General features: G+C 49.2%; 19 protein-coding genes, 2 tRNA genes and 1 pseudogene. 9 read left to right on the forward strand and 13 right to left on the reverse strand.

The window, feature by feature from the left end; genetic code table 11:
* The first annotated feature begins 158 nt into the window (after positions 1–158).
* The 3 genes from priA (at position 159) to IG82_RS0106435 (ending at position 2948) form a co-directional block, all read left to right on the forward strand.
* Positions 159–2126, forward strand: coding sequence for a replication restart helicase PriA (gene priA, locus IG82_RS0106425; RefSeq protein WP_052545788.1), 1968 nt, complete (start codon positions 159–161; stop codon positions 2124–2126).
* Positions 2127–2141: 15 nt separating this feature from the next.
* The gene (fdxA, locus tag IG82_RS0106430; RefSeq protein ID WP_031934696.1) at positions 2142–2486 is read left to right on the forward strand and encodes a ferredoxin FdxA; all 345 of its coding nucleotides are present in this window, start codon (positions 2142–2144) and stop codon (positions 2484–2486) included.
* Between the two features lie 228 nt (positions 2487–2714).
* On the forward strand, positions 2715–2948 hold the full coding sequence (locus tag IG82_RS0106435) for a hypothetical protein (RefSeq protein WP_156095439.1): 234 nt from the start codon (positions 2715–2717) through the stop codon (positions 2946–2948).
* Between the two features lie 115 nt (positions 2949–3063).
* On the opposite strand, the gene flhA is transcribed toward IG82_RS0106435, so the two are convergent.
* The 7 genes and pseudogenes from flhA to fliF form a co-directional block, all read right to left on the reverse strand.
* Positions 3064–5142: a flagellar biosynthesis protein FlhA gene (flhA, locus tag IG82_RS0106440; protein ID WP_216476181.1), complete on the reverse strand. Its 2079-nt coding sequence runs from the start codon at positions 5140–5142 to the stop codon at positions 3064–3066.
* 5 nt (positions 5143–5147) lie between these two features.
* A complete protein-coding gene (locus IG82_RS0106445; protein WP_031934699.1) occupies positions 5148–6479 on the reverse strand; it encodes a sigma-54 interaction domain-containing protein in 1332 nt (443 codons plus the stop codon).
* A 3-nt stretch (positions 6480–6482) separates the two neighbouring features.
* Positions 6483–6878 carry a flagellar motor switch protein FliN gene (fliN, locus tag IG82_RS0106450; RefSeq protein WP_052545790.1) on the reverse strand — a complete coding sequence of 132 codons (396 nt, stop codon included), beginning with the start codon at positions 6876–6878 and terminating at the stop codon, positions 6483–6485.
* A gap of 8 nt (positions 6879–6886) precedes the next feature.
* Positions 6887–7501 (reverse strand): FliH/SctL family protein, encoded by a 615-nt coding sequence (locus tag IG82_RS0106455; protein WP_031934701.1) that lies wholly within the window; start codon positions 7499–7501, stop codon positions 6887–6889.
* A 9-nt stretch (positions 7502–7510) separates the two neighbouring features.
* Positions 7511–8533 carry a flagellar motor switch protein FliG gene (locus tag IG82_RS0106460; protein ID WP_031934702.1) on the reverse strand — a complete coding sequence of 341 codons (1023 nt, stop codon included), beginning with the start codon at positions 8531–8533 and terminating at the stop codon, positions 7511–7513.
* Positions 8534–8540: 7 nt separating this feature from the next.
* Positions 8541–9084, reverse strand: a 544-nt coding sequence (locus IG82_RS07425; protein ID WP_408605319.1) for a flagellar M-ring protein FliF C-terminal domain-containing protein, incomplete at its 5' end; no start/stop codon positions are given.
* A 2-nt stretch (positions 9085–9086) separates the two neighbouring features.
* Positions 9087–10142, reverse strand: a pseudogene (gene fliF, locus IG82_RS07430) (flagellar basal-body MS-ring/collar protein FliF); the annotation flags it as partial.
* A gap of 209 nt (positions 10143–10351) precedes the next feature.
* Here fliF and dnaG point away from each other — a divergent pair.
* From dnaG to IG82_RS0106490, 4 genes are all read left to right on the forward strand, one after another.
* Positions 10352–12103, forward strand: a complete 1752-nt coding sequence (dnaG, locus tag IG82_RS0106475; RefSeq protein WP_172642923.1) for a DNA primase — start codon at positions 10352–10354, stop codon at positions 12101–12103.
* A gap of 9 nt (positions 12104–12112) precedes the next feature.
* On the forward strand, positions 12113–13927 hold the full coding sequence (gene rpoD / locus IG82_RS0106480) for an RNA polymerase sigma factor RpoD (RefSeq protein WP_052545792.1): 1815 nt from the start codon (positions 12113–12115) through the stop codon (positions 13925–13927).
* Between the two features lie 488 nt (positions 13928–14415).
* Positions 14416–15144 carry a hypothetical protein gene (locus IG82_RS0106485; protein WP_156095440.1) on the forward strand — a complete coding sequence of 243 codons (729 nt, stop codon included), beginning with the start codon at positions 14416–14418 and terminating at the stop codon, positions 15142–15144.
* An 82-nt stretch (positions 15145–15226) separates the two neighbouring features.
* The gene (locus IG82_RS0106490) at positions 15227–15835 is read left to right on the forward strand and encodes a hypothetical protein (protein WP_156095441.1); all 609 of its coding nucleotides are present in this window, start codon (positions 15227–15229) and stop codon (positions 15833–15835) included.
* Positions 15836–15900: 65 nt separating this feature from the next.
* Here IG82_RS0106490 and IG82_RS0106495 read toward each other — a convergent pair whose 3' ends face one another.
* Entirely contained in the window at positions 15901–16935 is a 1035-nt protein-coding gene (locus IG82_RS0106495; protein WP_031934707.1) for a flagellar motor protein MotB, read from the reverse strand.
* Between the two features lie 6 nt (positions 16936–16941).
* Entirely contained in the window at positions 16942–17799 is an 858-nt protein-coding gene (gene motA / locus IG82_RS0106500; RefSeq protein WP_031934708.1) for a flagellar motor stator protein MotA, read from the reverse strand.
* 229 nt (positions 17800–18028) lie between these two features.
* Between motA and mgtE the strand changes: the two genes are divergently transcribed.
* Positions 18029–19390 carry a magnesium transporter gene (gene mgtE, locus IG82_RS0106505; protein WP_031934709.1) on the forward strand — a complete coding sequence of 454 codons (1362 nt, stop codon included), beginning with the start codon at positions 18029–18031 and terminating at the stop codon, positions 19388–19390.
* A 128-nt stretch (positions 19391–19518) separates the two neighbouring features.
* The gene (locus tag IG82_RS0106510; protein ID WP_031934710.1) at positions 19519–20718 is read left to right on the forward strand and encodes a cation:dicarboxylate symporter family transporter; all 1200 of its coding nucleotides are present in this window, start codon (positions 19519–19521) and stop codon (positions 20716–20718) included.
* Between the two features lie 6 nt (positions 20719–20724).
* On the opposite strand, the gene IG82_RS0106515 is transcribed toward IG82_RS0106510, so the two are convergent.
* The 4 genes from IG82_RS0106515 to IG82_RS0106530 all read right to left on the reverse strand — a co-directional run bounded on the left by IG82_RS0106515 (position 20725) and on the right by IG82_RS0106530 (position 23201).
* Entirely contained in the window at positions 20725–21573 is an 849-nt protein-coding gene (locus IG82_RS0106515) for a TIGR01459 family HAD-type hydrolase (RefSeq protein ID WP_172642924.1), read from the reverse strand.
* Between the two features lie 152 nt (positions 21574–21725).
* Positions 21726–21801, reverse strand: a tRNA-Asn gene (locus IG82_RS0106520).
* A 149-nt stretch (positions 21802–21950) separates the two neighbouring features.
* Complete coding sequence (locus IG82_RS07120) at positions 21951–23093, reverse strand: glycosyltransferase family 4 protein (RefSeq protein WP_172642925.1); 1143 nt, start codon at positions 23091–23093, stop codon at positions 21951–21953.
* Between the two features lie 34 nt (positions 23094–23127).
* Positions 23128–23201: transfer RNA gene (locus IG82_RS0106530), tRNA-Gly, on the reverse strand.
* Between the last annotated feature and the right edge of the window lie 184 nt (positions 23202–23385).

Here is a 23385-nt window from a genome sequence, read left to right on the forward strand (position 1 = left end):
CAAGAGATCTTATAGTTGAATGGCCATCAAGCCATCTTTTCAACCTCTTCATGCGACTCCTTGATACCCCTCTCTTGCAAGAAGACATGGAAAATCTTGGCCACGTGGGATCATTCATCGTACCATCGTTTCAATGATCCACACCTGACGGCTGACGTTTGCGCTATTCTGTTCTTCCCGCTACCTTAGGTCTTCACACGGCGTTTACCTATCAATCTGACACGCCCCTGGTTAAAGGGCAGGTGGTGCGCGTGCCACTGGGGAAGCGGTCTCTTTGGGGGCTGGTGACGCACGAAACCCCCCCGCCGTTGCCATCCCATAAAGCCCTCAAATCCATCACGGGCATTTCTCCTTTGGTGTTATCACCCACCATGTGTGCGTTTTTAGAAAAAGTGGCAGCCTATACGTTGTCTCCCCCCAGCTCCATCCTGAACATGGCCTTGCCCTCTAAAGAGGTTCTTGACACGTATGGAGAAGAAAAACCCACACCCCCTACGCCAGATCCAGAAAGGGTCACAGAAACCATCACCCTAACCTCAGCTCAAACGCTGGCTTTTGAGAAACTTCAGCAAGCCTATGACGCACAACTTAAACCGGTACTTTTCCAAGGCGTCACAGGGTCGGGGAAAACAGAAATTTACCTCCAGTGGCTGCAAACGTGTATTGAGAAGGGGGGACAAGCGTTGGTATTGTTGCCTGAAATTGCCCTAACCCCCCAATGGCAAGACAAATGCTATCGGCGGTTTGGGTTTATGCCCACACTGTGGCACTCATCACGCACCCCCACACAGCGGCGCCAAGCTTTTACAGACATCATCACAGGGCGCGCCCGCATTGTGGTGGGCACACGCTCTGCGCTCTTTTTACCCTATCCTGCGCTCAAAGCCATGGTGGTGGATGAAGAGCACGATCTCACCTTTAAGCAAGAAACGGCGCCGCTCTATCATGGACGAGACATGGCCGTGCTGCGCGCGCACTTAGAGGCTGTTCCCGTGTTGCTTACCAGTGCCACGCCTTCTCTTGAAAGCCTTCACAACGCCCAACAGGGTAAATACCATCACGTGCAACTGACGGCGCGGTTCGAAAGTGAGATGCCTCACTTTCACGTTCTGCGCAAACCCCGTCAACACATATTGGCGCCAGAGATTTGTGATAAACTGTTGGAAACCCTGCATCAAGGGGGGCAAAGCCTTCTTTTTCTCAACAGGCGAGGCTATACCCCTTTTGTCTTTTGTCAAACATGTCACACAGCCCTTGACTGCCCTTCCTGCGCTGTGGGCGTGACATATCACAAAAAAACAGATGCCCTGATGTGTCACGTGTGTGGGTTAAGATCACAGAAAATATGCAGCCATTGCGGCGAAGAAACCAAACTCACCTTTTCGGGCCTCGGCGTGGAAAAGCTTGAAGAAGCTTTACGCGACCTTCTCCCCAAAGCGCGCATCGCCATTATGAGCAGCGACGGCATGACGCCCAACAAAATGAAAAAGATGATTGCCGACCTTGAAAACCACGCTGTGGACATTGTGGTGGGCACACAGATGGTAGCCAAAGGCCACCATTTTCCCAACCTAGCTTTTGTGGGGATTTTAGACATTGATGGGGCCCTTCATCACTTTGACTTTCGATCTCATGAGCACCTGGTGCAGCTGCTCACACAGGTAGGCGGCAGAGCCGGTCGGGGAGATTTTGCCGGCGATGTGTGGATTCAAACGCGAGAGCCCGACCACCCCATGATTCAATCGCTGCTGCACAAAGACCCTGACGCGTTGAGCGCGCACCTTCTTCACACACGTCAACAGCAGCACCTACCCCCTTTTGGGAAAATGGCCGCCGTGATTATTTCAGGCCCCCATGAAAAACAAACAAGAGATTATGCGCACAGTCTCGCCACCCACATCGACGAAGCCAAGGCGTTCGCCCGTCAACAGCGACCCCACGCCCTTGAGGTCTTAGGGCCGATCCCTGCCCCCATCCCCTTTGCCCACAAACGATTCCGCTGGCGATTTTTGGTGAGAGACCCGCAAGGCCCTCTTCAACCCTTTTTAAGGCGATGGCTGGGTTACACACACCCACCCTTTTCAATCCGATGCCAAATTGATATAGATCCTTATGACTTTATGTAACCCCAAGAGCTGCCTATGACCCACGTAGTGACCGATGCCTGCATTAACTGCAAATATACAGAGTGCGTTGTGGTCTGTCCTGTGAATTGTTTTAAGGAAGGGCCCAACATGCTGGTGATTGATCCCGATGTGTGCATTGACTGCGGAGTGTGTGTGCCGGAATGTCCCGCCAAGGCCATCAAACCCGACACTGAGACAGGATGCGCAAAATGGGTGACCTTAAACCGCGAACTTGCCAAAACATGGCCCACCATTCAAGATCCTAAAGCCCCACCGCCTGATGCTGATTTATGGAAACAGCGTACCGACAAACTTCAATATTTGCACAAAAAACCTCCTTCCTCACATAAAAAACATTAATAAAACAGCACCATAGCCAAAAGCTATTCGCTTAGGCCTATAAAATACGCAATTTTATTAAAAGAGAATTAATCCTCTATCAGGGATATTATGCGATATGCGTCTTGCCTTGCGTGGCTCATGCTTATGCCATGTTCATGTCTTTGTGGTCCCAAAAAACGTGTCGATCTTGACGCTTCACCACCGTTATCAGTGACGCCCCCCTCATCTTACAAAGCAGACAGCCCTTTGATTGACGAAGAGGACATAGAAGACATTTTATCCAAAGCCATGGAGAATTTGGGGCTTCATCCTTCTGAAAGCACAGACCATCAGTTTACGCTCTTAGAAGAAGATCAAGACACAGAGCCTCACAAGCCCACAGAGTCTTTTACAAAAGAAAGCACAGAAGATAATTGCGAGCCAGGCAGGCCCACCAAAAAAGCACGCCGGGACGTAGACTCAGCCTTGTGTCCCTCATGAATCCCTAACCTTGACCGTTTGTTGCAAGGTCTAGAGGAGCCTTGCGCTCTCTCTTTCATGACACATAAGCACAAAACTATGCTCACTTATAGGAAGGTTAGAGAACCAGATGTGATTATACTTCGCCCACAATGTGGACACGGTAGTGTGATGTGGCTTCAGCGTCAGAGAGCACCGCAATATCAGGCCGTGTTTTTTCAGACAGACTGCGCACATAGGGGCGCAACGTTGCCGCCACCAACAAAGGAGGCACCATGCCGGCCACGCGGGCCTCAGGTTTATCATACGCTTCGTTTAACTCTTCAAAAAAGACCTTCATACGACTAGGAGCCATAGTGAATGTGCGTTTCCCGTCTTCCCCGGAAAGAGCTTGCTGAAACTCTTGACTCCACGCACTTCCCAAAGACAGTGCCCATAGTTGACCGTCCTTCAGAAAGGGAGAGGCGATTTGGCGCGCCAGACTCATCCGCACACGTTCCCCAATGGCATCAGGCTCTTTGGTATAAGAGAGTGATTCAGAAATCGCCTCAATAATGGTTCCCAAATCACGAATGGACACTTGCTCTTTTAAGAGATTTTTGAGAATGCGTCCCACAGAGGCCGCCGAAATTTGCATGGGGACCATATCGCCATACATTTTTTGATAAGGTTTACGCAAACTATCGATACTTTGCTGCTGAAGAGAAAACGAAAACAAATCGGCCAGATGTTTTTTGATGGTCTCTGTGATGTGCGTCATCAGCAGGGCTTTAGCATCCGCCACCACATAGCCTTTTTCTTTAGCCTGCTTCAGCTCAGACGCATGAATCCATATGCCCGGAATCCCCAGCACGGGCTCTTTTCCAGCCTCACCAGGTATTTTTTCTAAACTGCCATCAGGATCCAGCGCAATCACCTTGTCAGGAAAAATGGTGCCCGCGGCAGCTTTCACCTCCTTGACCTTGAACTGATAGCCATAGGTTTCAAGGGCCAGGTTATCTACAATGCGCACCGTAGGGACGATCACGCCAAAATCGCGGGCCAGGTTTTCGCGCACGCGGCGAATACGCTTGACTAAATCTTCAGGGTCTTTGATGAGCGGCACAAGGCCTACACCCAGCTCCAGCTTCAGCTCATCCATAGACAGCATCTCTTCCGGCTTTTTTTCTTCCTCCGGCTCTGAGCCTTGGGTGGGTGACGCAAGGGTTTCAGCTTGAGGTCGGGCTTCTTTTTTCCCCAACCGCATCGCCAGTCCGCCCGCCACACCTGCCATCAGCAAAAAAGGGAAAAAAGGCATGCCGGGCAACGCAGCAAAAATGGCAATCAGCACCCCACTCATCCCCAGCGCCACGGGATAGGCGCTGATCTGCCCTTTAAAGGCTTGATCAGCTGTGCCTTTTGACGATGTTTTGGAAATGAGCATACCCGCCGCCACCGAGATAATCAGCGCCGGCACCTGGCTCACCAACCCATCACCCACCGTCAACAGAGCATAGGTCTGGGAAGCCCGATAAAAGGTCATCCCTTGCTGAAAAACGCCCACAATAATGCCGCCAAAAAGATTAATGGCTGTGATAAAAATGCCGGCAATGGCATCGCCACGCACAAACTTAGCGGCGCCGTCCATGGCGCCATAGAAATTGATTTCTTCTTGAATGTGCGCACGCCGCACCTTGGCTTCAGCCTGATCAATCGCCCCTGAAGATAAATCAGCATCCACAGACATCTGTTTGCCTGGTAAAGCATCTAGGCTAAAGCGCGCCACCACTTCGGCAATACGGCCTGAACCTTTTGTGATCACCACAAAATTGATGACTACCAAAATGGCGAACACAATGAGGCCAATAAAAAAATTGCCGCCCATAATAAAAGAGCCAAAGGCCTGAATAATATCGCCGGCCGCCGTTGTGCCTTGATAGCCATCAGAGAGAATCAAACGCGTAGAGGCCACATTCAGCGATAGCCGCAGCATGGTGGACACCAAGAGAACCGTGGGAAACACGCTAAAATCAAGCGGCTTTTCAAGAAACAAAACCGTCATCAACACCGTCACCGAAAAAGCCAGAGAAATGGCCAAGGAAAAATCAAGGATCGATCTGTGGAGAGGAAGGATCAACACAATCAAAATCCCCACCAAGGCAAGAGAAAACAGAATTTCTCCTCGGCGCAATACTTGAGGCACATCCCCCATCTTTTCCATGAAGAACGTGGGCATAACACTCATGGAGACGGGCCCACCTTGTCATTCACCTCTTTTAAATCCGCTTCATAGGCATGAAGCTTGAGCTGAAGCGCGCGCAGGGATAGCCCTAAAAGTTTGGCAGCACGCGTGCTGTCTTGATCACACTGCGTCAAGGTGGACAATACCAACTCTTTTTCAACATTCGCAAGCGTTTCCCCCACCAAGGGGCGCACGTTCAGGGAAACCTCAGGATCCGACGAGGTGTTTGGATTAGAAAGACCAAGGTGATGTGGGTGAATAACACCCGTATCTGACATTAACACAGCGCGATGGGTAACGTTTTCCAGCTCACGCACATTGCCCGGCCAATCATATTGATGCACAACCGCCAGCGTATCTGGCGATAAGGTGGGATGAGGTGAGACGCCGTTAAGGTCGGCATATTTTTTCATAAAATGACGCATAAGCATCTCAAGGTCGCCGGGACGCTTGCGTAAAGGTGGCAGAACCATCTGGATCACACTGAGGCGATAATAAAGGTCTTCGCGAAATTGCCCCTCATGAATGGCTTGCCTCATATCTCGGTTGCTGGTGGCAATCAGCCTGAAATCTAAGGAAACTGGGTGCGTGCCCCCCACGCGGTCAATTTCTTTTTCTTGGATCGCTCGTAACAGCTTGGCCTGGAGGCGTGGGTGCATTTCACTGATTTCGTCCAGCAACAATGTGCCGCCGTTAGCAGCCTCAAACTTACCAATGCGCCGCGCCACCGCACCCGTAAAGGCCCCTTTTTCATGACCAAAAAGCTCTGATTCTAACAATGCTTCAGGAATGGCCGCACAATTGACCGATAAGAAAATATTCTTTTTGCGCTTGCTGTGCTCATGAATATAGCGCGCCATCATTTCTTTCCCCGTGCCTGACTCCCCTGTAATCAGCACGCTCGCATCACTGCCAGACACTTTATGGGCCACATCCATGGTCTTTTGCATTAAAGGGTCTACAAACAACAGTGCCGTTTGTCCCTGATGAAACGAATCGAGAATATCAGCAATCATGTTTGGATCAGGTGGGAAGGGCACAAATTCTTTTGCACCGCCTTGGATGGCTTTTTGCACTTTTTCTTTGTCAATCATCCCCAGCCCGCACGCCACAATATAGGGGGAAAACCGCTCTTTACTAAGCTGCGCAGAAAAAGCGGCCACATCTTCACTGACATCAATCAAAATCATGCCCGCGTGATGACCTTTGCGCATCACATCCAGCGCTTGATCTGTCGTTTCAGTGTGGCTGATTTTGTGGCCCCGTTGGATCAGAATGTTGGACGCCTCTGTCAAAAATCCACCAAGCTCGCCAATCACCAAAACAGACATCTGTTAGAGAGATTCTTTGATGAGTTCTGTCACCGTCACCCCAAGCTTACCGCCCACCAGCACCAGCTCACCGCGGGCAATCAAACGATCATTCACACAAATATCGACGGGTTCATCCACATTTTTATTGAGCTGAATGACAGACCCCCGCCCCAACTGCAAAAGATGATCAATGGACATCCGTGCTGCCCCCAATACAGTGGTAATTTTGATAGGCACGCCATAAAGGGCATCTGCAAATTCTTCTGGCGTCGCGCTTTCATTTTTAGCGGCTTTAGGGGCTTTGCCCTCTTTGAACTGAATGTCTTCGATGGCTTCTTCGGGAGAGGGGCTCTGTTCTTCTGCCCCCTCTTGCGTGCCGGGATTCTCTTTTTCCTCATCACTCATGTACACTGACATTCTCCTGGTTATTGCACGGTAGCCATATCATCTAAAAGGGCATACACCTCACGGCCAAGACGCTCTTGCAGGCACTCAAAACCTGATTCATTCCAACAGAGACGGCAATCCCCAGGCCCAAGCTCCTCATCAATATTGACCTCAACATTTACGCCCGCCAAACTTCGTAACCGAGACTCTATAAACCCTGCCATGCTTTTATGAACAAAAACTTTAACCTTATCCCCCGCAAGCTTTTTGATCACGGGCAATATTTTTTCCTCTAAATCAGAGGCCACCAACGTCTGATTGGCCGAAAGGTGAGGAAAAGCCTTTTTTAAGATAGATTTCACAAAAAAGACAGAAAGTTTGAGAACTTCGCTATTTTGGGCCTCATAAACGCTCACAAGATCTTTCACTTTCGTCTCAATGTGGGAAAGCACCTGCAAAACATCGTTTTCTCTTTTGTTGGCTTGGCTTTCGATGCCTTTCTGAAACCCCTCTTGAAACCCTTCTTGAAATTTATCTTGTAGAGATTTTTCCCTTTGTTCTTCCACCAAACCATCACGCACTACGGGAACGTTGGTGTCTTGAGACTTACCTTCATCAAACGAACGCTCAAATATATATTTACGAATTGTCATACCCTCACCTTACGCAATCATGGCATCATCCGAGCCTGCATCAGCGATCACAATATCGCCATCTTTCTGCATTTGTTTCACCACACTAATAATAGACCGCTGTGCTTTCTCCATATCTGAAACACGTACGGCGCCGAGCCCATCAATATCTTCTTGCAAGAATTTAGCAGCACGTTCTGACATGTTGCTGAAGAAATGTTCCCGCACTTTCATAGGCACTTTTTTAAGGCTCAAGGCAAGCTCACTCTTATCCACAGCAGAAATCACCTTTTGGATATCTGCACTATCAATGCGCAGCATATCTTCAAAGGTAAACATCAAGGCGCGCACGCGGGCTGCTGATTCGGGGATCTGCTTTTCTAAGAATTCCATCACGCGATCGCCCGTGACTTGGTCAAAGGCATTCAAGATTTCTGCCACCACGCGATGGGGATCAAAGGCATTGGTGCCGCCTTTCTTAAATTCTTCCATAAATTCAGATTTGATGAAGGCTTGGATCTCAGACAAAACTGCCACCTTCACCGGTGTGGCCTTTAAGATGCGCACAATGACATCCATGGAGGTGTCTTCATCAAACATTTTAAGAATATGGGCTGCCCGGGCTGAGGTGAGACGGGCCAAAATCACCGACGCCGTTTGTATGTCTTCTTTTTTAAGAAAGTTGGCCAACATGTTTTCATTGACCGTAGACAGCTGCTCCCAAATTCCTTCTTCATCACTTTCCACACCATCCAGCACCTGCTTCATGCGATCTTTGCCAAACATAGATTCAAGCAGTTTTTTGGTGCCCGAAAAATTGCCCGACACCATGCTGCCCTCGTGCATCAAGTGCAAAAAATCGGTGAGCACATTCTTCACAACCGTGGGATCTAATATGCCCAAATTAGACATCGCTGGCGTCAACGTCCACAACTCGCGATTTTCCATTTGACCAAAGACGGCCTTTTGCGCGTCACCATATAAGCTGAGCATCAGCGCTGCGGCTTTGTCCTTATTGAAGCGTAAATTATTGTTGATAATCCGTGATACCATAACGTCGCTACCCCTTCATCCACAGGCGCACAATCGAAGCGGCGCGCTCAGGTTTTTCAAGAGCCAGTTTGTTAACAAGCGCTCTCAGCTCATCTTCAGGCATTTTTTCCCAACCTTTAAGTTGTTTATTATCTTCAACCTCTGGGCCTTCAGCAACCTCCCCATCCTCAAGGGATGCACCCTCAGCCCCTGCCATGGCCACCTGTAACCCCTCAGCCCCTTCGGCCGTGGCGGGTTTGAGATAGGGGCGAATACCAAAGAAAAAAAGCACCAGCGCAAAGAAGCCCAGAAGAGCAATTTCTGCCAGACGCATAAGGTTTTCTTCAGAAAGGGATGGCAACCAGCTAGATGACCCCATGCTTTCTTCTTCGGGGCGGTGGAACCTCAGATTCTCCACATCCACCACGTCACCACGGTCTTGCCGATAGCCCACCACGGCCTGAATCAAACGTTTGTATTTTTCCATCTCTTCAGGGGCGCGATCTGCATACACCTCTTCACCCTGTTCATTCTTGGTATAGGTACCATCAATGACCACGGCCACAGACAAANNCTTGACACCCCCCAACCCCCGCACAGCCGTGCGCACGGTTTTTGAAATCTCATAGTTGGTGGTTTCTTCGGTTTTGTTAGATTCAGATGTTGATCCTTTCCCCGACGCGCCCGGTGCCTGTTGCACGTTGGGCATTTCTTGCTGCACGCCCGTGGCGGGTTCTTGCGCATTATTAGATTGATTGCTGTCATTCACGCTTTGTTGTGAGCGCACCACCTGACCGTCCGGATTAAAGGTCTCTGATTGCTCTGTGATGCTATCATAATCAAGATCAGCACTGACCTCCGCGCGCACGCTCCCGACCCCCAAGGATTGCTCAAGGAGAGATTCAATCATGCGGCCAAGGCGCGTTTCATAAACCACCCGTCTTTCTTCTGCTTCGCGAGACACATCGCGCGCATTTTTCTCAGAGTCAGAGGCCAGCAACACACCACGATCATCCAAAATCGATACACCCTCCACCTGAAGCTCGGGCACAGCAGAGGACACAAGATAGCGAATAGCTTGCACCTGTCCTTCAGAAAGGGTGGACAAGGATCGCATGCGCAACACCACCGCCGCAGAGGGTTTGCGTTTTTCCTTGGAAAAAATCTTACGCTCAGGCATCACAATATGCACACGCGCCTGCGCCACACTCTGAATGGTTTGAATGGTGCGTGACAACTCTCCCTCAAGAGCGCGCACCAGGTTCACATTTTGCACAAAACTTGTGGTGCCCAAAGCGTCTGATTTATCGAAAATCTCATACCCCATGGTGCTGCCAGCAGAAACACCCATCTCCGCCAGCGACATGCGCGCCCGCAACAATTGCGAGGAGGGCACATAAATCTCCCCCCGCTTCATTTCAAAGCTAATGTTGTGAGATTGAAGGCCATCCAAGATTTTGCCACTCTCTTGCGGGTCCATATCGCGATAGAGAAGAGACATCTCGGATTGACCAAAGCGCATAAAGATAAAGACGATCAGCCCTAAAAACCCAAGGGCAGACCCTGAAAAAAAGAGCAGCCTTCCAGCGCCCATATCTTTGAGTCTTGTGAGCAGCTTTTCAAAATCCATGGGTTTTCTTATATGACACGCGCGTCAGCACACATTTAAAACAGATTTTTCATGGATTTTATGAGAAAATGTCTTAACAAAAAGACAATGGCTGGGCTTTTTCACAAGGCAGCGTGTGCGGTGCGTTTTTTTGTGGGGAAAAAAGTGTCTCTTGTGTTTCACGCTGTTTTTTCTTAAAGTGAGCTGAGGTTTGTATGGGAAGAAACAGCGTGGATCGTTCTTATATTCAAACCCTCAAAAACCGTCTCGTGCTGTCTGACATTATTGGCCCTTTTGTGCAACTCAAAAAAAAGGGGCAAGAGTTTTGGGGCTGCTGCCCATTTCACCATGAAAAAACACCTTCTTTTAAGGTGAATAACGAACGGGGTGCCTATCACTGTTTTGGATGTGGCGCGCGCGGTGATGCCCTCACGTTTTTGCAAGAAAAAAGCGGCCTTTCCTTTCAAGAGGCCCTTGAAGGCTTATCTCGCAAAGCTGGCATGACCTTGCCTGAAGCGCGTCAGGAACCGGCTGCCCATGCGTCTCTTTTTACCACCCTCAAAGAGGCTGACCGCTTTTTTCAAAACACACTTCACGCTCCAGAAGGGTTAGCGGCCCGTCACTACCTTGAAAAGCGTGGCGTTTCTCATGAGGCTATTCAGCGTTTTGGCCTTGGCGTGACCCCTTCGCAGCCCCAAGCTTTTCTTGACACTTTTCGCAAAAAAGCCATCCCAGATCTTATCACAAGCGGCCTGGCCAACCAGAAAGAAACACGTCTTGCGCCCCACTTTCATAAGCGCCTCATGTTTCCCTTAAGAGACACACAAGGCCGACCCTTGGGGTTTGGGGGACGCACGTTGGGAGGCAGCCGGATCAAATATATTAACTCTCCTGAAACCCCGGTGTTTTCGAAGCAAACGTATCTTTATGGCTTGTATGAGGCACGCACCCATCCCCCCCTCAAAAACAAACCCGTTGTGTTTGTAGAAGGCTATTTGGATGTCATCGCCCTTCAATCTCACCACATCGCCCGCGCAGTGGCCCCTTTGGGCACAGAGTTAAGCCACCACCAACTGGACATGGCTTGGAAAAGTAGCCCCCATATTATCTTGTGTTTTGACGGTGACGAAGCAGGCAGGCGAGCGTCTTTAAAGGCGGCTGAAAAAGCCTTGTCTCACATCACAGACACGCGCACACTGAGCATTGCTTGGTTGGAAGAAGGCGAAGATCCGCAAAGCCTAATCCAGAAAAACCAAACCCAGGTCCTCAATGCCGCCCTTGAAGGCAGCCAACCGCTGTGTGATGCCCTTTTTGATGTATTGCGCGCGCGCTATGACATGCACACACCCGAAGGGCAAGCCCAGCTGCAAAAACATTACAAAACCTGGACCGAAAGCATTAGCTCACCTGACTTACGTGCTGGCTATCGGCGCGCCTTTTCCCAAAAATTTTGGGATCATGTCAAGGGAAAGCGCAATGCTGGCCCCCACAACCTAAGACGCCCTGCCATCAATGCCAGCAAAACCCGCACCTTGCAGGAAAAAATTATCATTGCCACGTTGATTCACCACCCCCATCTTTTGATTGATCACCTTGAACCCTTTGCATGCATCCCTTTTTCACCTGCCCTGGCCCCTCTTCAGCAAGGTTTATTGACGTGGGCGTGCGAGCCTCATCACGATGTGACAACAGCCTCTCTCAAACAAAGCCTACACCAACAAACCTTAACGGCTGACCTGCGCAGGCTTGAAGAAACACCAGGTCTTGCCGACGCCGCCCCTTTTTCGACGCCCACATCCCCAAAGGATCAAACCGAGAAAGGACTGCTTGATCTCTTTGCACATTTCGGCAAGAATAAGCATTTGAAGGAAGATATCTCAAAGGCGGAGGCTTGCTTTGCACAGAATATGCATGAGGGTGCCTGGCAGCGTTTGCGTAAACTACGCGATATCTATCACAAGAAACCTTACGTCATGCAATGAGGGTATGTTATGAATGATTCTGTTTCCCCCACACTTTCTGAATCAGAGGCCGAAGGCTCGGGGGTTTTAGAGGCCATCACAGCCCTTGCGAAAAAGAAAGGTGCTGTCACCCACGAAGATATTGCCGCCTTGCTTTCAGAGGCTCAACTCAAAACAGACCCTATTGAATCTATTCTGGCTTACCTTTCTGAAAAAGGCATTGACGTTGTCGACGATGATGAGCTGGAAGAAAAAAATAACCTTGAGGGACTGGTTGCTTCCGACACACGAGAAGAAACCCCTGAGGAAGACCGCAATCTTCCGCGCACAGATGATCCTGTGCGTCTTTACCTGCGTGAAATGGGCAACATCTGCCTCCTCTCTCGGGAGGAAGAAATTGAAATTGCTAAACGCATTGAAAATGGTCAAGAGCGGGTGTTAGGCGCCATTTGCCGCAGCCCTCTGGCTTCTGACCTCTTCACCATGTGGCGCACACAGATCAAAGAAGAAGAAATGCCGCTGCGTGAGCTGATTGACCTGGAGGGCATGAACACCCAGGAACAACGGGAAGAGCAAGAGCAAAATCCATCCGAAGAGGACATGGATGGTGATCTTGACGATGACGACAAGGAAGAAGACGAGCCCGCAGAAACACTCTCTCTCGACGAGTTGGAAGAAAAATTTCGTGAAGACATTTTGAAAAAAATGGCCCTTGTGTGCAAAAAGCTCAAGAAACTAACCTCCCCCAAAGTGGACCCTAAGGAAAAAGATGAGCTCCAGCATGACCTGGTCATCTTGATTAAGGAACTCAAGCTTTCCAACAAAAAAAGCAATATGCTGACACAACAGTTTGACGGCATTTACCACAACCTTGTCTCACTGGATAGGCAGGCGCTTCAATTGGCATTAAGCCACAACGTTGAGCGGGAAGCCTTTTTGGCTCACTATTTAGCTCACGGATTAGAAACTCTTCCCAAAGATCCTGCCTGGAAAAAGGTGGCTGCTGACCCCAAAATGAAACCTCTACTTGCTGAATTTTCAGAGATTGCGAAAAAAGTGCAAACCTCTCTCCAGGATTTTCGCGATATTATCTCCACCATGCACAAGGGCAAAAAAGAAACAGATGAAGCCAAAAAAGAAATGGTGGAAGCCAATTTACGGCTTGTGATCTCCATTGCCAAAAAATACACAAACCGCGGCCTTCAGTTCCTTGACCTCATTCAAGAAGGCAACATTGGCCTCATGAAGGCTGTGGATAAGTTTGAATACCAACGCGGCTACAAATTTTCCACCTATGCCACATGGTGGATTCGTCAGGCCATTACGCGATCCATTGCTGACCAGGCACGCACGATTCGGATCCCTGTACATATGATTGAAACCATCAATCGTCTTGTACGCATGTCGCGCCAGATTCTGCATGAGACAGGCCGTGAACCCATGCCTGAAGAGCTTTCTGAAAAACTGGATTTGCCCCTTGAAAAGGTGAAAAAAGTGCTCAAAATCGCCAAAGAACCCATCAGCCTTGAAACGCCCGTGGGTGACGAGGATGACAGCTCACTGGGTGACTTTATTGAGGACAAGAGCTTGCTTTCTCCCATTGATTCGGCCGTGCAAAGCAATCTCAAAGACACCACCACCCGCATTCTTTCCACCCTCACAGCGCGTGAAGAGCGCGTCATCCGTATGCGTTTTGGCATTGGCACCAACGAGCATACCCTTGAGGAAGTGGGGCGCAGCTTTAATGTGACGCGTGAGCGAGTGCGCCAAATTGAAGCCAAGGCGCTCCGCAAACTTCAACACCCCAGTCGTTCAAGAAAATTTCGCAGCTTTCTCGACACATAATAGCCTGTGGCCGCACGATGCCGTGGCTTATTCAGGCAAAGAGAGAGTCACGTTATAAGTAAGGTGCGTTCGGCAAGAGCGCCTTTGTTGACTCACCTTTTTTCCCTGCTCAATAAAGAAATGGCCCTATAGTATATGAGGCTGGTTCACGGGAGCACTTTTGTTCACGCACCCCCTTTCTCCCTGACTAACAAAGAACCGAGCACACTGTAGCCAAGAACACAAACCATTTTATTCGCCTTATCCCTCTCTTTTTTGCCTCTCTTCATTCTCTCACAACCTCCGGCGCCCAGCGGGGGATATTGTCTCTGCTTCTCTTACGCACGCGCACAGACGTAAAACATATGAAAAAGGTATAGACTTTTTGTGCCCCCGACCCTCGCAGCATCTATGCCTATTTTTTATATATTCTACACAAAAAATAATAAAATTATTGCATTTTTTATATAAAAAGTATAAATTAAAAGAAAAAAGCAGGAGAAGAGGTGATGATCCGTTTTTTGTACGTATTAGGTCTATGTGTCCTTGTTAAGGGGCTTACAGCCCTGCCTTCCCTACATGAGATTCCCAAAGCATGGGAAGATCAAGCCACTTTTGAGGGAGTGCCCCCCTCACCTTCCTCTTATCCACCTCCACACAGGGCCAAAAAAATACTTTCTGCCCACATTGACTCTGCCTGTAAACATGAGGTCAAGCTTGGACATTCTTTAACATCAACCACACATCAGCAGGATTCTTCATGGCTGCCTCTGATCAAAAAAACGCTGGTGGCACCTTTAAATGGCATGCACACTGTAGCCACGTATATCGCATCTCCCACCAAGTTATTGTCATTGTTTATTTTTAGCTCCTTTTTGTCGCATGGACTCGGCCACAAACCTTCCAGAGCTAAGAGTCCAGGCACCCAGTTTCTTACGTTCCGTTATGATAACATGGTATCCCTTTCCTGTGAGGACATAGATGATAAACCTTGGTGTGATTATAACATCGGTTTTTCGCGCACTGACGATGTTGACATCTTGTTACGCACGCTCACGACGCGTGATATTGAGCGATCTATGAATTTTTGCAAAAGCCACGGCTGTGCTGACATGGAACTGGATACTTATAAAGGTGGGCCTTCCATCTTGCACTGCAGCTGTTGTGACTCTCATCACGATGTGCTGTCTGTGCTTTTGCCTGAAACCTCCTCTTCCCAAACACTCTCTCTTATTTAAAGGTCATACAATGGTTCGTTATCACACACTTTTTATATCTTTATTGGTTTTCCTCATCTTAGGCTTTTTCATAACGCCCCAGGTGCGCGCCACACATGATAACACCAACTCTGTGCAAAGGCAGGTTGAATGCACGCACAAAGCCTCTACCTATGTTTCCTCCCTGGCCTCTTTCTTAACGTCTCCGCTAGACATTGCTCATCATATGGCCATATCCCTGATCCAATCACCTGGTAAAATGCTTTGCATGGCAGGAGCGATCTTAAACACATATATCGCAGGTGCCCTTGCTGAGGATCCCAACCCAGAGCCACACCTGCACATTGGACATGGACGTATCATCCCTCATCAAAGCGCCTTCGCAGAACGTGATGCGTATACCTTTAAACGATTTGGAAATCATGCCGTGGTTCAAACAGACTGTGGACCCCTGACAGAGCCGCTTACTGCATGCCATCAAACCATCTGGGATGGTAAAGAGGGGGGTGAGAGCGTTCTCTTTGAGGGACCATTGATCACAGAGAACAAGGCCTTTCAAGAGGCCATGTCTGTGTGCGAGCAAAGTGACTATGACGGCCTCACCCTTTTACAATTTCCCCCTGACGATGCAAATGACGCCTTGCTTTTTTGCCACGACGCTCAAGGAAACAAAGCGCCTATGGTCACATCTTATGAAAAGGAGGAGCTCTAAGCGCACCCCCCCTTCATCAACGGAAGACGTGAGAAAGGAACGTTCAGAGCCAAAGCCGAGACACTTCAAATGAAGTATTTAATCGCTTTTTTGCCCGACTTTTTATCTTGTGTCGTTACTTTCTGCTCCTCTTCTGGCGAGGAGGAGGAGAGAGAAGAAGCCTGTTTTTCTATATCTTCTTTTTCCACATAGCCCATGGTGTCTTTATTTTTCTCGTGCTCTTGTTGAGGTGCGTCTGGGTAAAACAAAAGACTGATGCGTCGCTGCTCTTCTTTCGTGATTTCGTGGTTGGGTATTTTTTGCGACGCTTTACCCACCACCGACCGGATAACAAGCTCAGGCACTCTCTGTTCTAAAAAACGACGGGTGGTATTGGCGCGATCTGAGGAAAGCTCCCAGTTCGTATAAGCGCGATCATGATAGGGCCGACTATCTGTGTGCCCCACGATGGTGGTTTTTCCTGAGAACCGTGCCAATGTTTCGGCCACAGATTGCACCACGCGGCGGGCCCGAGGAAGCAGATGCTTACTACCAACGGCAAACATCGAGTCTGGATGTGTGTCTAAAAAGTCAATGCGTATATATTTTTTCTCACGGGTAATACGCACCTGTTTTCCCAACTCACCTTCTTTGGATAATCCTTCTGAAATAGCATGGGCCATGTGCTGCATGGCTTTTTCCTGTTCTTTTTGAAGCGCTAGGGGAAGCCCGCCTGCTTTGTCACCACTCACGTCGTCTTCAGGCACATAACGACCCAACACCTCAGATTCATTTTTTTCCACAGCCCCCATGGGCGGCACAACGGTAAACTCTGCCGCCATTTCAGAAAGAGGTCCATCCACCGTGATGGTCGACCCCCCTAAGATGCCACCAATGCCTACATCACTTTCGTCCACACCTGAGGCATTAAAAAAGCGTGAAACATCGGGTTTGGTGTCTGTTTTTAAAATGGTTGTCAGCCACATCACCAAGAAAAAGCACATAAGTGCTGTCATAAAGTCAGCAAGGGCAATCTTCCACGCCGTGCTGTGGGCGTCGTGATCCCCCTTCTTGATCTTCTTGACAATAATGGGTTGCTGATTTTTCGATGAAGGTGCCATGAAAACTTAGACCGAAACGCCGTCCACAGCTTGCTCAACCTCATAAAAGGTCGGCCTGTTTTCGTGATAAATGGTTTTACGGGCAAACTCTACAGACACCGAAGGGGGATATCCATGCATATGTGCCAGTATGCCCGATTTGATGGCTTCAAAATACTTCAAATCTGTTTGACCAATAGCCTTGATGCCCGCCCCAATGGGACCCACAAAACCATAAGAGAGCAAAATACCCGCAAATGTCCCCACAAGAGCCGTCGCAATCAGATTACCAATAATTTCAGGCGGTTGAGAAATGGCGCCCATGGTGTGAATCACGCCCAACACAGCTGCCACAATCCCTAAAGCAGGCAAACCGTCTGCAATGTTTTGAAACACGCCGGGAATATGCATCGTCTGTTCGTGCAAGGTTTCAAGCTCTTCATCCAGAACGGCCTCCACCTCTGTGGGGCTTTCTGTCCCCATGGTGAGCATGCGCAAATAATCACACAAAAAGGTGAGTGCGTGGTCATCCTTAACAAATTCTGAAAAGCCACTAAAAATAGGGCTGTCTTTGGGATTTTCAATGTGCTTTTCAATTTCGAGAATGCCTTTGGTGCGAATCGTTTTAAACACAGTGAACAAAACAGTTAAGAGCTCGGTATAAGAGGCCTTGCTATATTTAGGTCCCTTGAAAAGTCGACCGAGGGCGCCGGGAATTTCTTTCAAATTGCCCATTGTACACGATGTCACCAATGCGCCGGCGGCTGAACCAAAGATGATCAAAAGCTCTGCAGGCTGCCAAAGCCCATGAATATGTCCTCCAGAAATAGCATAACCACCCAGCACACAGCCAGCCACAATCAAGATGCCAATCATCCAAAGCATAAGGGCCTAAGACAGTAAGATGAGTCACGCATAGAAGAGCAAAAAATGTGCCAATGCGCCCCCTATCTATCAAAAAATTCAGGCATATCCATACCCATCTGCCCCGCCCCTGACACTTCTCTTTTTGTGGGAAAAATATGCAGAAAAACCCCTGCACCAAACAGGCCGTTGTGTTTTACGAAAGTTTTGTAATAATAGCACATCTGGCTTTATCACAGGGGCATGTGTTTTGAGCAAATCCTCGCCTTCCTTACACGATCTAGAGACGCTCACACTCAAGGTTTCCGAGCTGCTTGAGAAAAAGCGGCATCGCAGCATTTTGCCCCTGATCAAAAACCTGCACCCCAGCGATGTGGCCAAAATTATTCAATATCTCCCGCCCCATGAGCGCCACCTTTTTGTGCAGAAATTCTGGACACACATAGAGGGTGGTGAAGTTCTAACCTATCTTGATGATAATGTGCGCGAGCACTTAACAGACATGTTAGGCCACAAAGAGTTGGCCAGCGCCGTCAAAGATCTGGAGAGTGATGATGCTTTTTCTGTTCTTGAGGACCTGTCTGACAACCAAAAAAGAGCAGTACTCGCCTCCATCAGCCCTCTTGAACGACAACGCTTTGAAGCGCTCCAACATTTCCCCAAGGATTCAGCCGCGCGCTTGATGCAGCAAGAAATGATTGCGGTCTCGCCTGAGTGGACCGTGAAGGAAGTGTTGCAGTATATCGCCTCTAACAAAACCTTGCCACGCACGTTTTATGATATTCATCTGGTGAAAGACGATTGGACGTTGGTGGGCTGCGTGTCTCTTGCCGATGTGATGCGTGCCAACGTCAACAAAAAAATAGCAGATCTGATCAGTGGCGACCTTTATACCATTTCGGCCCTTGAAGACCAGGAACAAATTGCGCTTCACTTTAAAAACTATTCCCTCATTTCAGCACCCGTGGTGAATGACAAAGGCATTTTGATGGGCGTTATCACAGCCGATGATGTGTTGACCGTGGTGGATCGCGAAGCTGAGGAAGACATCATGCACCTTGGCGGCATTGGCGCTTCCGACTTTTATGCGCCGATTATTCCCACCACCCTGGCCCGCTTTCAGTGGTTGCTTATCACCTTTTTTAACACACTTCTTGCTTCGGCTGTGATTTCTCAATTTCAGATGGTGCTGGAAAAAAAAGTGGCCTTGGCTGTGTTGATGCCCATTGTGGCAGCCATGGGGGGCAATGCCGGCATGCAGGTGGTGACGGTGGTGGTGCGCGCGCTTGCAACCCATGAACTGAGCGTCTTTAACATGAGCCGCACCTTGGCCAAATCATTTGTGGTGTCTTTTTTGAATGGCGTTATCTTTGCGCTGTTCCTCTCGCTGGTGGCCGTGGTGTGGTTTGCAGATATGTCGCTGGGCGTTGTGTTAGGAGCGGCGATGCTGTTGAATATGTTATGGGCAGGCGTGGCAGGCACACTCCTGCCTGTGATGACTCACCGCATGGGCCTTGACCCGGCGTTAAGTGCAGGCCCCATCTTGACCACGACAACAGATGTTTTAGGATTTTCTATATTTCTGGGTCTGGCGCGCCACTTTCTTTTTTAATGGCTGCTTGTTTTCTGTATTGAGCCTACACGGTTCCCCCCTCTTCTGTCGTTATTCTTGGGGCTCATTTGTAAAAAAAGGGGATTTGTGTTAACCTACCGTTAGACTTATGTGCCAAGACCCTTTTTATGATCCTTAAACAGTTGCCCTTTCAGCTTTTGGTAACCATTGTTTTTACAGCTCTTTTTGGCCCCCTGCTACCACAGGGCGTGCTCAATGTCCTCTATACGATCGGTATGATCTTTAAAGATGTCCTCATGGCTTTTATCCCTCTCGTGGTATGGGGATACCTGATGTCGTCCATGGTGTCTTTTGATAAAAAGAGCCTTGTGTTTGCGCTCAATCTTGTGGTCCTTACCGTCATCTCAAGCCTTATGACAGCCTTGGTGGCCTATGGCTTTTCCATTTCGTGCCTTCCCTTTTTAGGTCTTGATATTCTTATCAAGCAACCTGAATCCATCGCTTCTTCAGGTTCTATTCAGGCGCTCTGGACATTGCCGTTCGCTTCACCGCTTACGCCCAGCATAGCCATTGTCTTGGCCTTGGTGCTTGGATGCCTGTCGGTCTTTGGTGACTTTCCGCGTCTTAAGGGCTTTGCTTTTGGGCTGAGAGATCACGCTACTCGCATCTTGAAAACCTATTTTATTCCCCTGCTTCCCCTGTATGTAATGTCGGTGTTGCTCAAAATTCAATCAGAGGGTTCACTTGAATTCTTATTCAAGGAATATGGCAAGATCTTTACCGCTCTTTATGCCTTGCTGTTCCTGATGTTGGGAATGATGACCTTTGTGGTGGGTGGTAAAACGTGGAGGGGCCTCAAAAATACCATCGCTCTTTTCTTAAAGCCTGGTATGACTGCACTCACCACGATGTCAGGGGTGGCCGCGATGCCTTTCATGGTGGATAGTATTTCGAAAAAGACGCAAAATAGCCGCTATGCAGAGTTTAGTATTCCGTTGATGACCAATATCCACACCTTAGGTGATGGGTTTGTCATCACCACCACAGCCATTGCCATTCTTTACATGACGGGCAGCCCGATGCCTACCCTGGCCCAAGGGTTGGTGTTTGTGGGGTGTTATACCCTGGCCAGGTTTTTCAATGCCTGTGTGCCGGGTGGCGGCATTCTTGTCATGACCCCTTTTGTTGAAAAATACCTAGGTCTTGGTCCAGCATGGGTAGGGCTGCTAACAACGCTTTATGTGCTTCAAGATCCTTTGATTACATTTATTAACACCCTGGGCAACGGGTTGCTCAGCTTGTTTGTCTACCCTTTGTTTGAAAAACGCCTCACCGGTGCAGAGGAAGAAAAGCGCAGCCTGGCCTAAGAGAGCCTACCACGCCAACGCGTCCATCACATAGGTGGGCTGGAAGGAAAAGTCCCGTAAAAACGAGGCCACATAGGGCAATGACGTTTGAGGAAAATGCTCTTGATGGACGCCTGTTGTCAAAATCAACACACTGGAAAGCCCCGATGATGTCGCACCTTCGATGTCTGTCCACATGGAATCGCCCACAGCCACCACCTTATCTTTTGGAGCGCCTAACATCTCAAGCGCCATCTCATAAAAAGCTTTATAGGGCTTGCCGTACCATAACACGCGCCCGCCCATAGTTTCATACATGCGCCCCAGCGTGCCGGCACACAATGCCTTTTCTCCCTCAAGCATGACATACGGGTCAGGGTTGGCGCACACAACAGGCCGGGTTAATTGAAGCGCTTTCGCAAAAAATGTCTCATAGTCCTGTGGGTAAGACCATGCTTTATCAGGCCCAGTCAGCAGAATAAAGTCAGCCTCCTGTAAAGAAGGCACGCACGCATACCCTTCTTTATCCAGGAGCCGGGCGTGCACACCCAAATGATAAAAACACGTGCCCAGCGGGAAAGAATCATCACTTTCTAACGATGACTTCACATGGATGCCTGAGGATAACACGGATTGATAAAGGGAAGGATCAATCCCTATCTTCGCTAACGAAGAGGCAATATCTGGCACCAAACGTGGCGCATTAGAAAAAAGTGTCACGTGTTTTTTATGTTGTTGAAGGGCCTTCAAGCAGCGAAGCGCTTGAGGGAATACAGGGCCACCATTGTGCAACACACCATAAATATCTAGCAAGACATGGGTAAAACCACGGTCAATGACGTGAAGGCCTGAGATGGATGGGGGGCTGTTATTCATGTTCTGTGCCATATACGCTCAATCCTTGCTTCCCAGAGACGTCAGGGCAACACGGGGGTACACACTTAGGTTCCCATATTTAGCCTAAAAAGACATTAATAAACAGGCAGTTTCGTGCGCCCCTTGGGCCGTTTTCATATTCTCACACATCCTGGCTCCCCGGGCCGGACTCGAACCAGCGACATGGTGGTTAACAGCCACCCGCTCTACCAACTGAGCTACCGGGGATCATGGTTTGTTATAGCAGATATCCCCCAAATCACTCAAGCATAAAGGCGGCTTTTTATCATACCCTACACGGATTATAAGAAAATATGTCTCGCTTTTATGCCCATTGTGCGGATATCTTTTACTCCCCTTCCCCCTCTCGTGAACCATCAACGGGAGGCAGATGCCTTGAGCTGCTGGTAAAGACGATATGTTTTGTCGTGACAGGTGTGGATATTAAAGTGACTCACCATGTGTGCCCGCGCTTTTTGACCCATGGCCACTCGTTTTTGGAGCGATAGGGCCAAAGCCTTGACCAGAACTTGCGCAAAAGCTTGTCGGCACGCCTCTTCAGAGGTTCCTTTTGTCACCAAAAAACCAGACTTCCCGTCTTGAATCAACTCGCATAGGGCCCCATCCGCAAACCCCACCACAGGCGTGCCCATAGCGCTGGCCTCTGCAGCCACAAGGCCAAACCCCTCAGGTTTGCGTGTGGGCACAAGCACCCAAGACGCTGCGCGATAAAAAGGTTTCATATCCTCCGCATAGGGCAATAATGATACATGGTTGTCCAGGCCATAAGCTTGTATATGTTTGCGCAAAGATCGTGTATAAGGCGTGTCTTTTTGCAAGCCCACACACACAAGCTTGAGCGAAGGATGCTCCTTCACAAGATCCTTCAAAACTGACAACACAAGGTGCTGCCCCTTGACGGGTGAAAAACGGCCGGGCAACAGCAACACAGTGTCTTTAAGCCCCCACGTCAACAACGCGCGAGCCTTGGCCATGGAAAGCGAGGATGGCGCATCGTCTACATCCACCCCGCGCTCAATCACAGAGATGGCCTCGCCGCCCACACCATAGGTTTTGCTTATGTGCTCATAAATAAACGCGGAAATAGCAATGGTGTGCGTGGCACGCAGCATAATGCGGTTATAATATTTTTTAAAAAGACCTGAAACGCCATAGGCGCCATGAAATGTGCTTATCCACGGAATGTTTAGATGCCGCGCTGCCCACAGACATGACCACGCCGGCGCCCGCGAATGCACATGCATGATATCTATGCCTTGACTTTGACACAATGCTGCTAAACGACCTGCATTGGCCCAAAGATGCCACGGGGCTTTTCGCCGCAACGGTAATGTGTGATGATCAATTTTGTGAGCGGCCAAAGCATCCACAAGGCGGCCCCCTGAAGATGCCACTTCAGGCACGATATCACGTTGTTTTTTGAGAAACGTCACAAGACGCAGGGTGTCTTCTTCAGCGCCACCACCATCAAAGGCCGGCAAAACGTGCAAAACCTTCATGCCTCCCCTTTTCTGCACACCTGTCATCATATCCTGGAGCGGGTGATGGGGATCGAACCCACGTAACCAGCTTGGAAGGCTGGGGCTCTACCATTGAGCTACACCCGCAAAACGCACCCTCTCACCCTAGCACACCTCACAGCAACAGGACCAGGGAAAATCACATACCAACGGCATATGAGCGCTTATCGTGAATGTCCATCATAAATGTCCACACCGTCTTCTTTATGCGCCATTGACAATGTGTCATGGGAGGCTAAAGATGGGTTGAGCCTTGGGGGGAGGTTTTTGA

Origin of the sequence: Candidatus Hepatobacter penaei (genome assembly GCF_000742475.1) — a bacterium.
GTDB classification, from domain to species: domain Bacteria; phylum Pseudomonadota; class Alphaproteobacteria; order Holosporales; family Hepatobacteraceae; genus Hepatobacter; species Hepatobacter penaei.

What these genes read in the sequence shown, in the direction of transcription:
- fdxA (WP_031934696.1), top strand. Translation starts at nt 2,142, where the DNA reads ATGACCCACGTAGTGACCGATGCCTGCATTAACTGCAAATATACAGAG.
- flhA (WP_216476181.1), bottom strand. Translation starts at nt 5,142, where the DNA reads ATGCCCACGTTCTTCATGGAAAAGATGGGGGATGTGCCTCAAGTATTG.
- IG82_RS0106445 (WP_031934699.1), bottom strand. Translation starts at nt 6,479, where the DNA reads ATGTCTGTTTTGGTGATTGGCGAGCTTGGTGGATTTTTGACAGAGGCG.
- fliN (WP_052545790.1), bottom strand. Translation starts at nt 6,878, where the DNA reads ATGTCAGTGTACATGAGTGATGAGGAAAAAGAGAATCCCGGCACGCAA.
- IG82_RS0106455 (WP_031934701.1), bottom strand. Translation starts at nt 7,501, where the DNA reads ATGACAATTCGTAAATATATATTTGAGCGTTCGTTTGATGAAGGTAAG.
- IG82_RS0106460 (WP_031934702.1), bottom strand. Translation starts at nt 8,533, where the DNA reads ATGGTATCACGGATTATCAACAATAATTTACGCTTCAATAAGGACAAA.
- rpoD (WP_052545792.1), top strand. Translation starts at nt 12,113, where the DNA reads ATGAATGATTCTGTTTCCCCCACACTTTCTGAATCAGAGGCCGAAGGC.
- IG82_RS0106485 (WP_156095440.1), top strand. Translation starts at nt 14,416, where the DNA reads ATGATCCGTTTTTTGTACGTATTAGGTCTATGTGTCCTTGTTAAGGGG.
- IG82_RS0106495 (WP_031934707.1), bottom strand. Translation starts at nt 16,935, where the DNA reads ATGGCACCTTCATCGAAAAATCAGCAACCCATTATTGTCAAGAAGATC.
- motA (WP_031934708.1), bottom strand. Translation starts at nt 17,799, where the DNA reads ATGCTTTGGATGATTGGCATCTTGATTGTGGCTGGCTGTGTGCTGGGT.
- IG82_RS0106510 (WP_031934710.1), top strand. Translation starts at nt 19,519, where the DNA reads ATGATCCTTAAACAGTTGCCCTTTCAGCTTTTGGTAACCATTGTTTTT.
- IG82_RS0106515 (WP_172642924.1), bottom strand. Translation starts at nt 21,573, where the DNA reads ATGAATAACAGCCCCCCATCCATCTCAGGCCTTCACGTCATTGACCGT.
- IG82_RS07120 (WP_172642925.1), bottom strand. Translation starts at nt 23,093, where the DNA reads ATGAAGGTTTTGCACGTTTTGCCGGCCTTTGATGGTGGTGGCGCTGAA.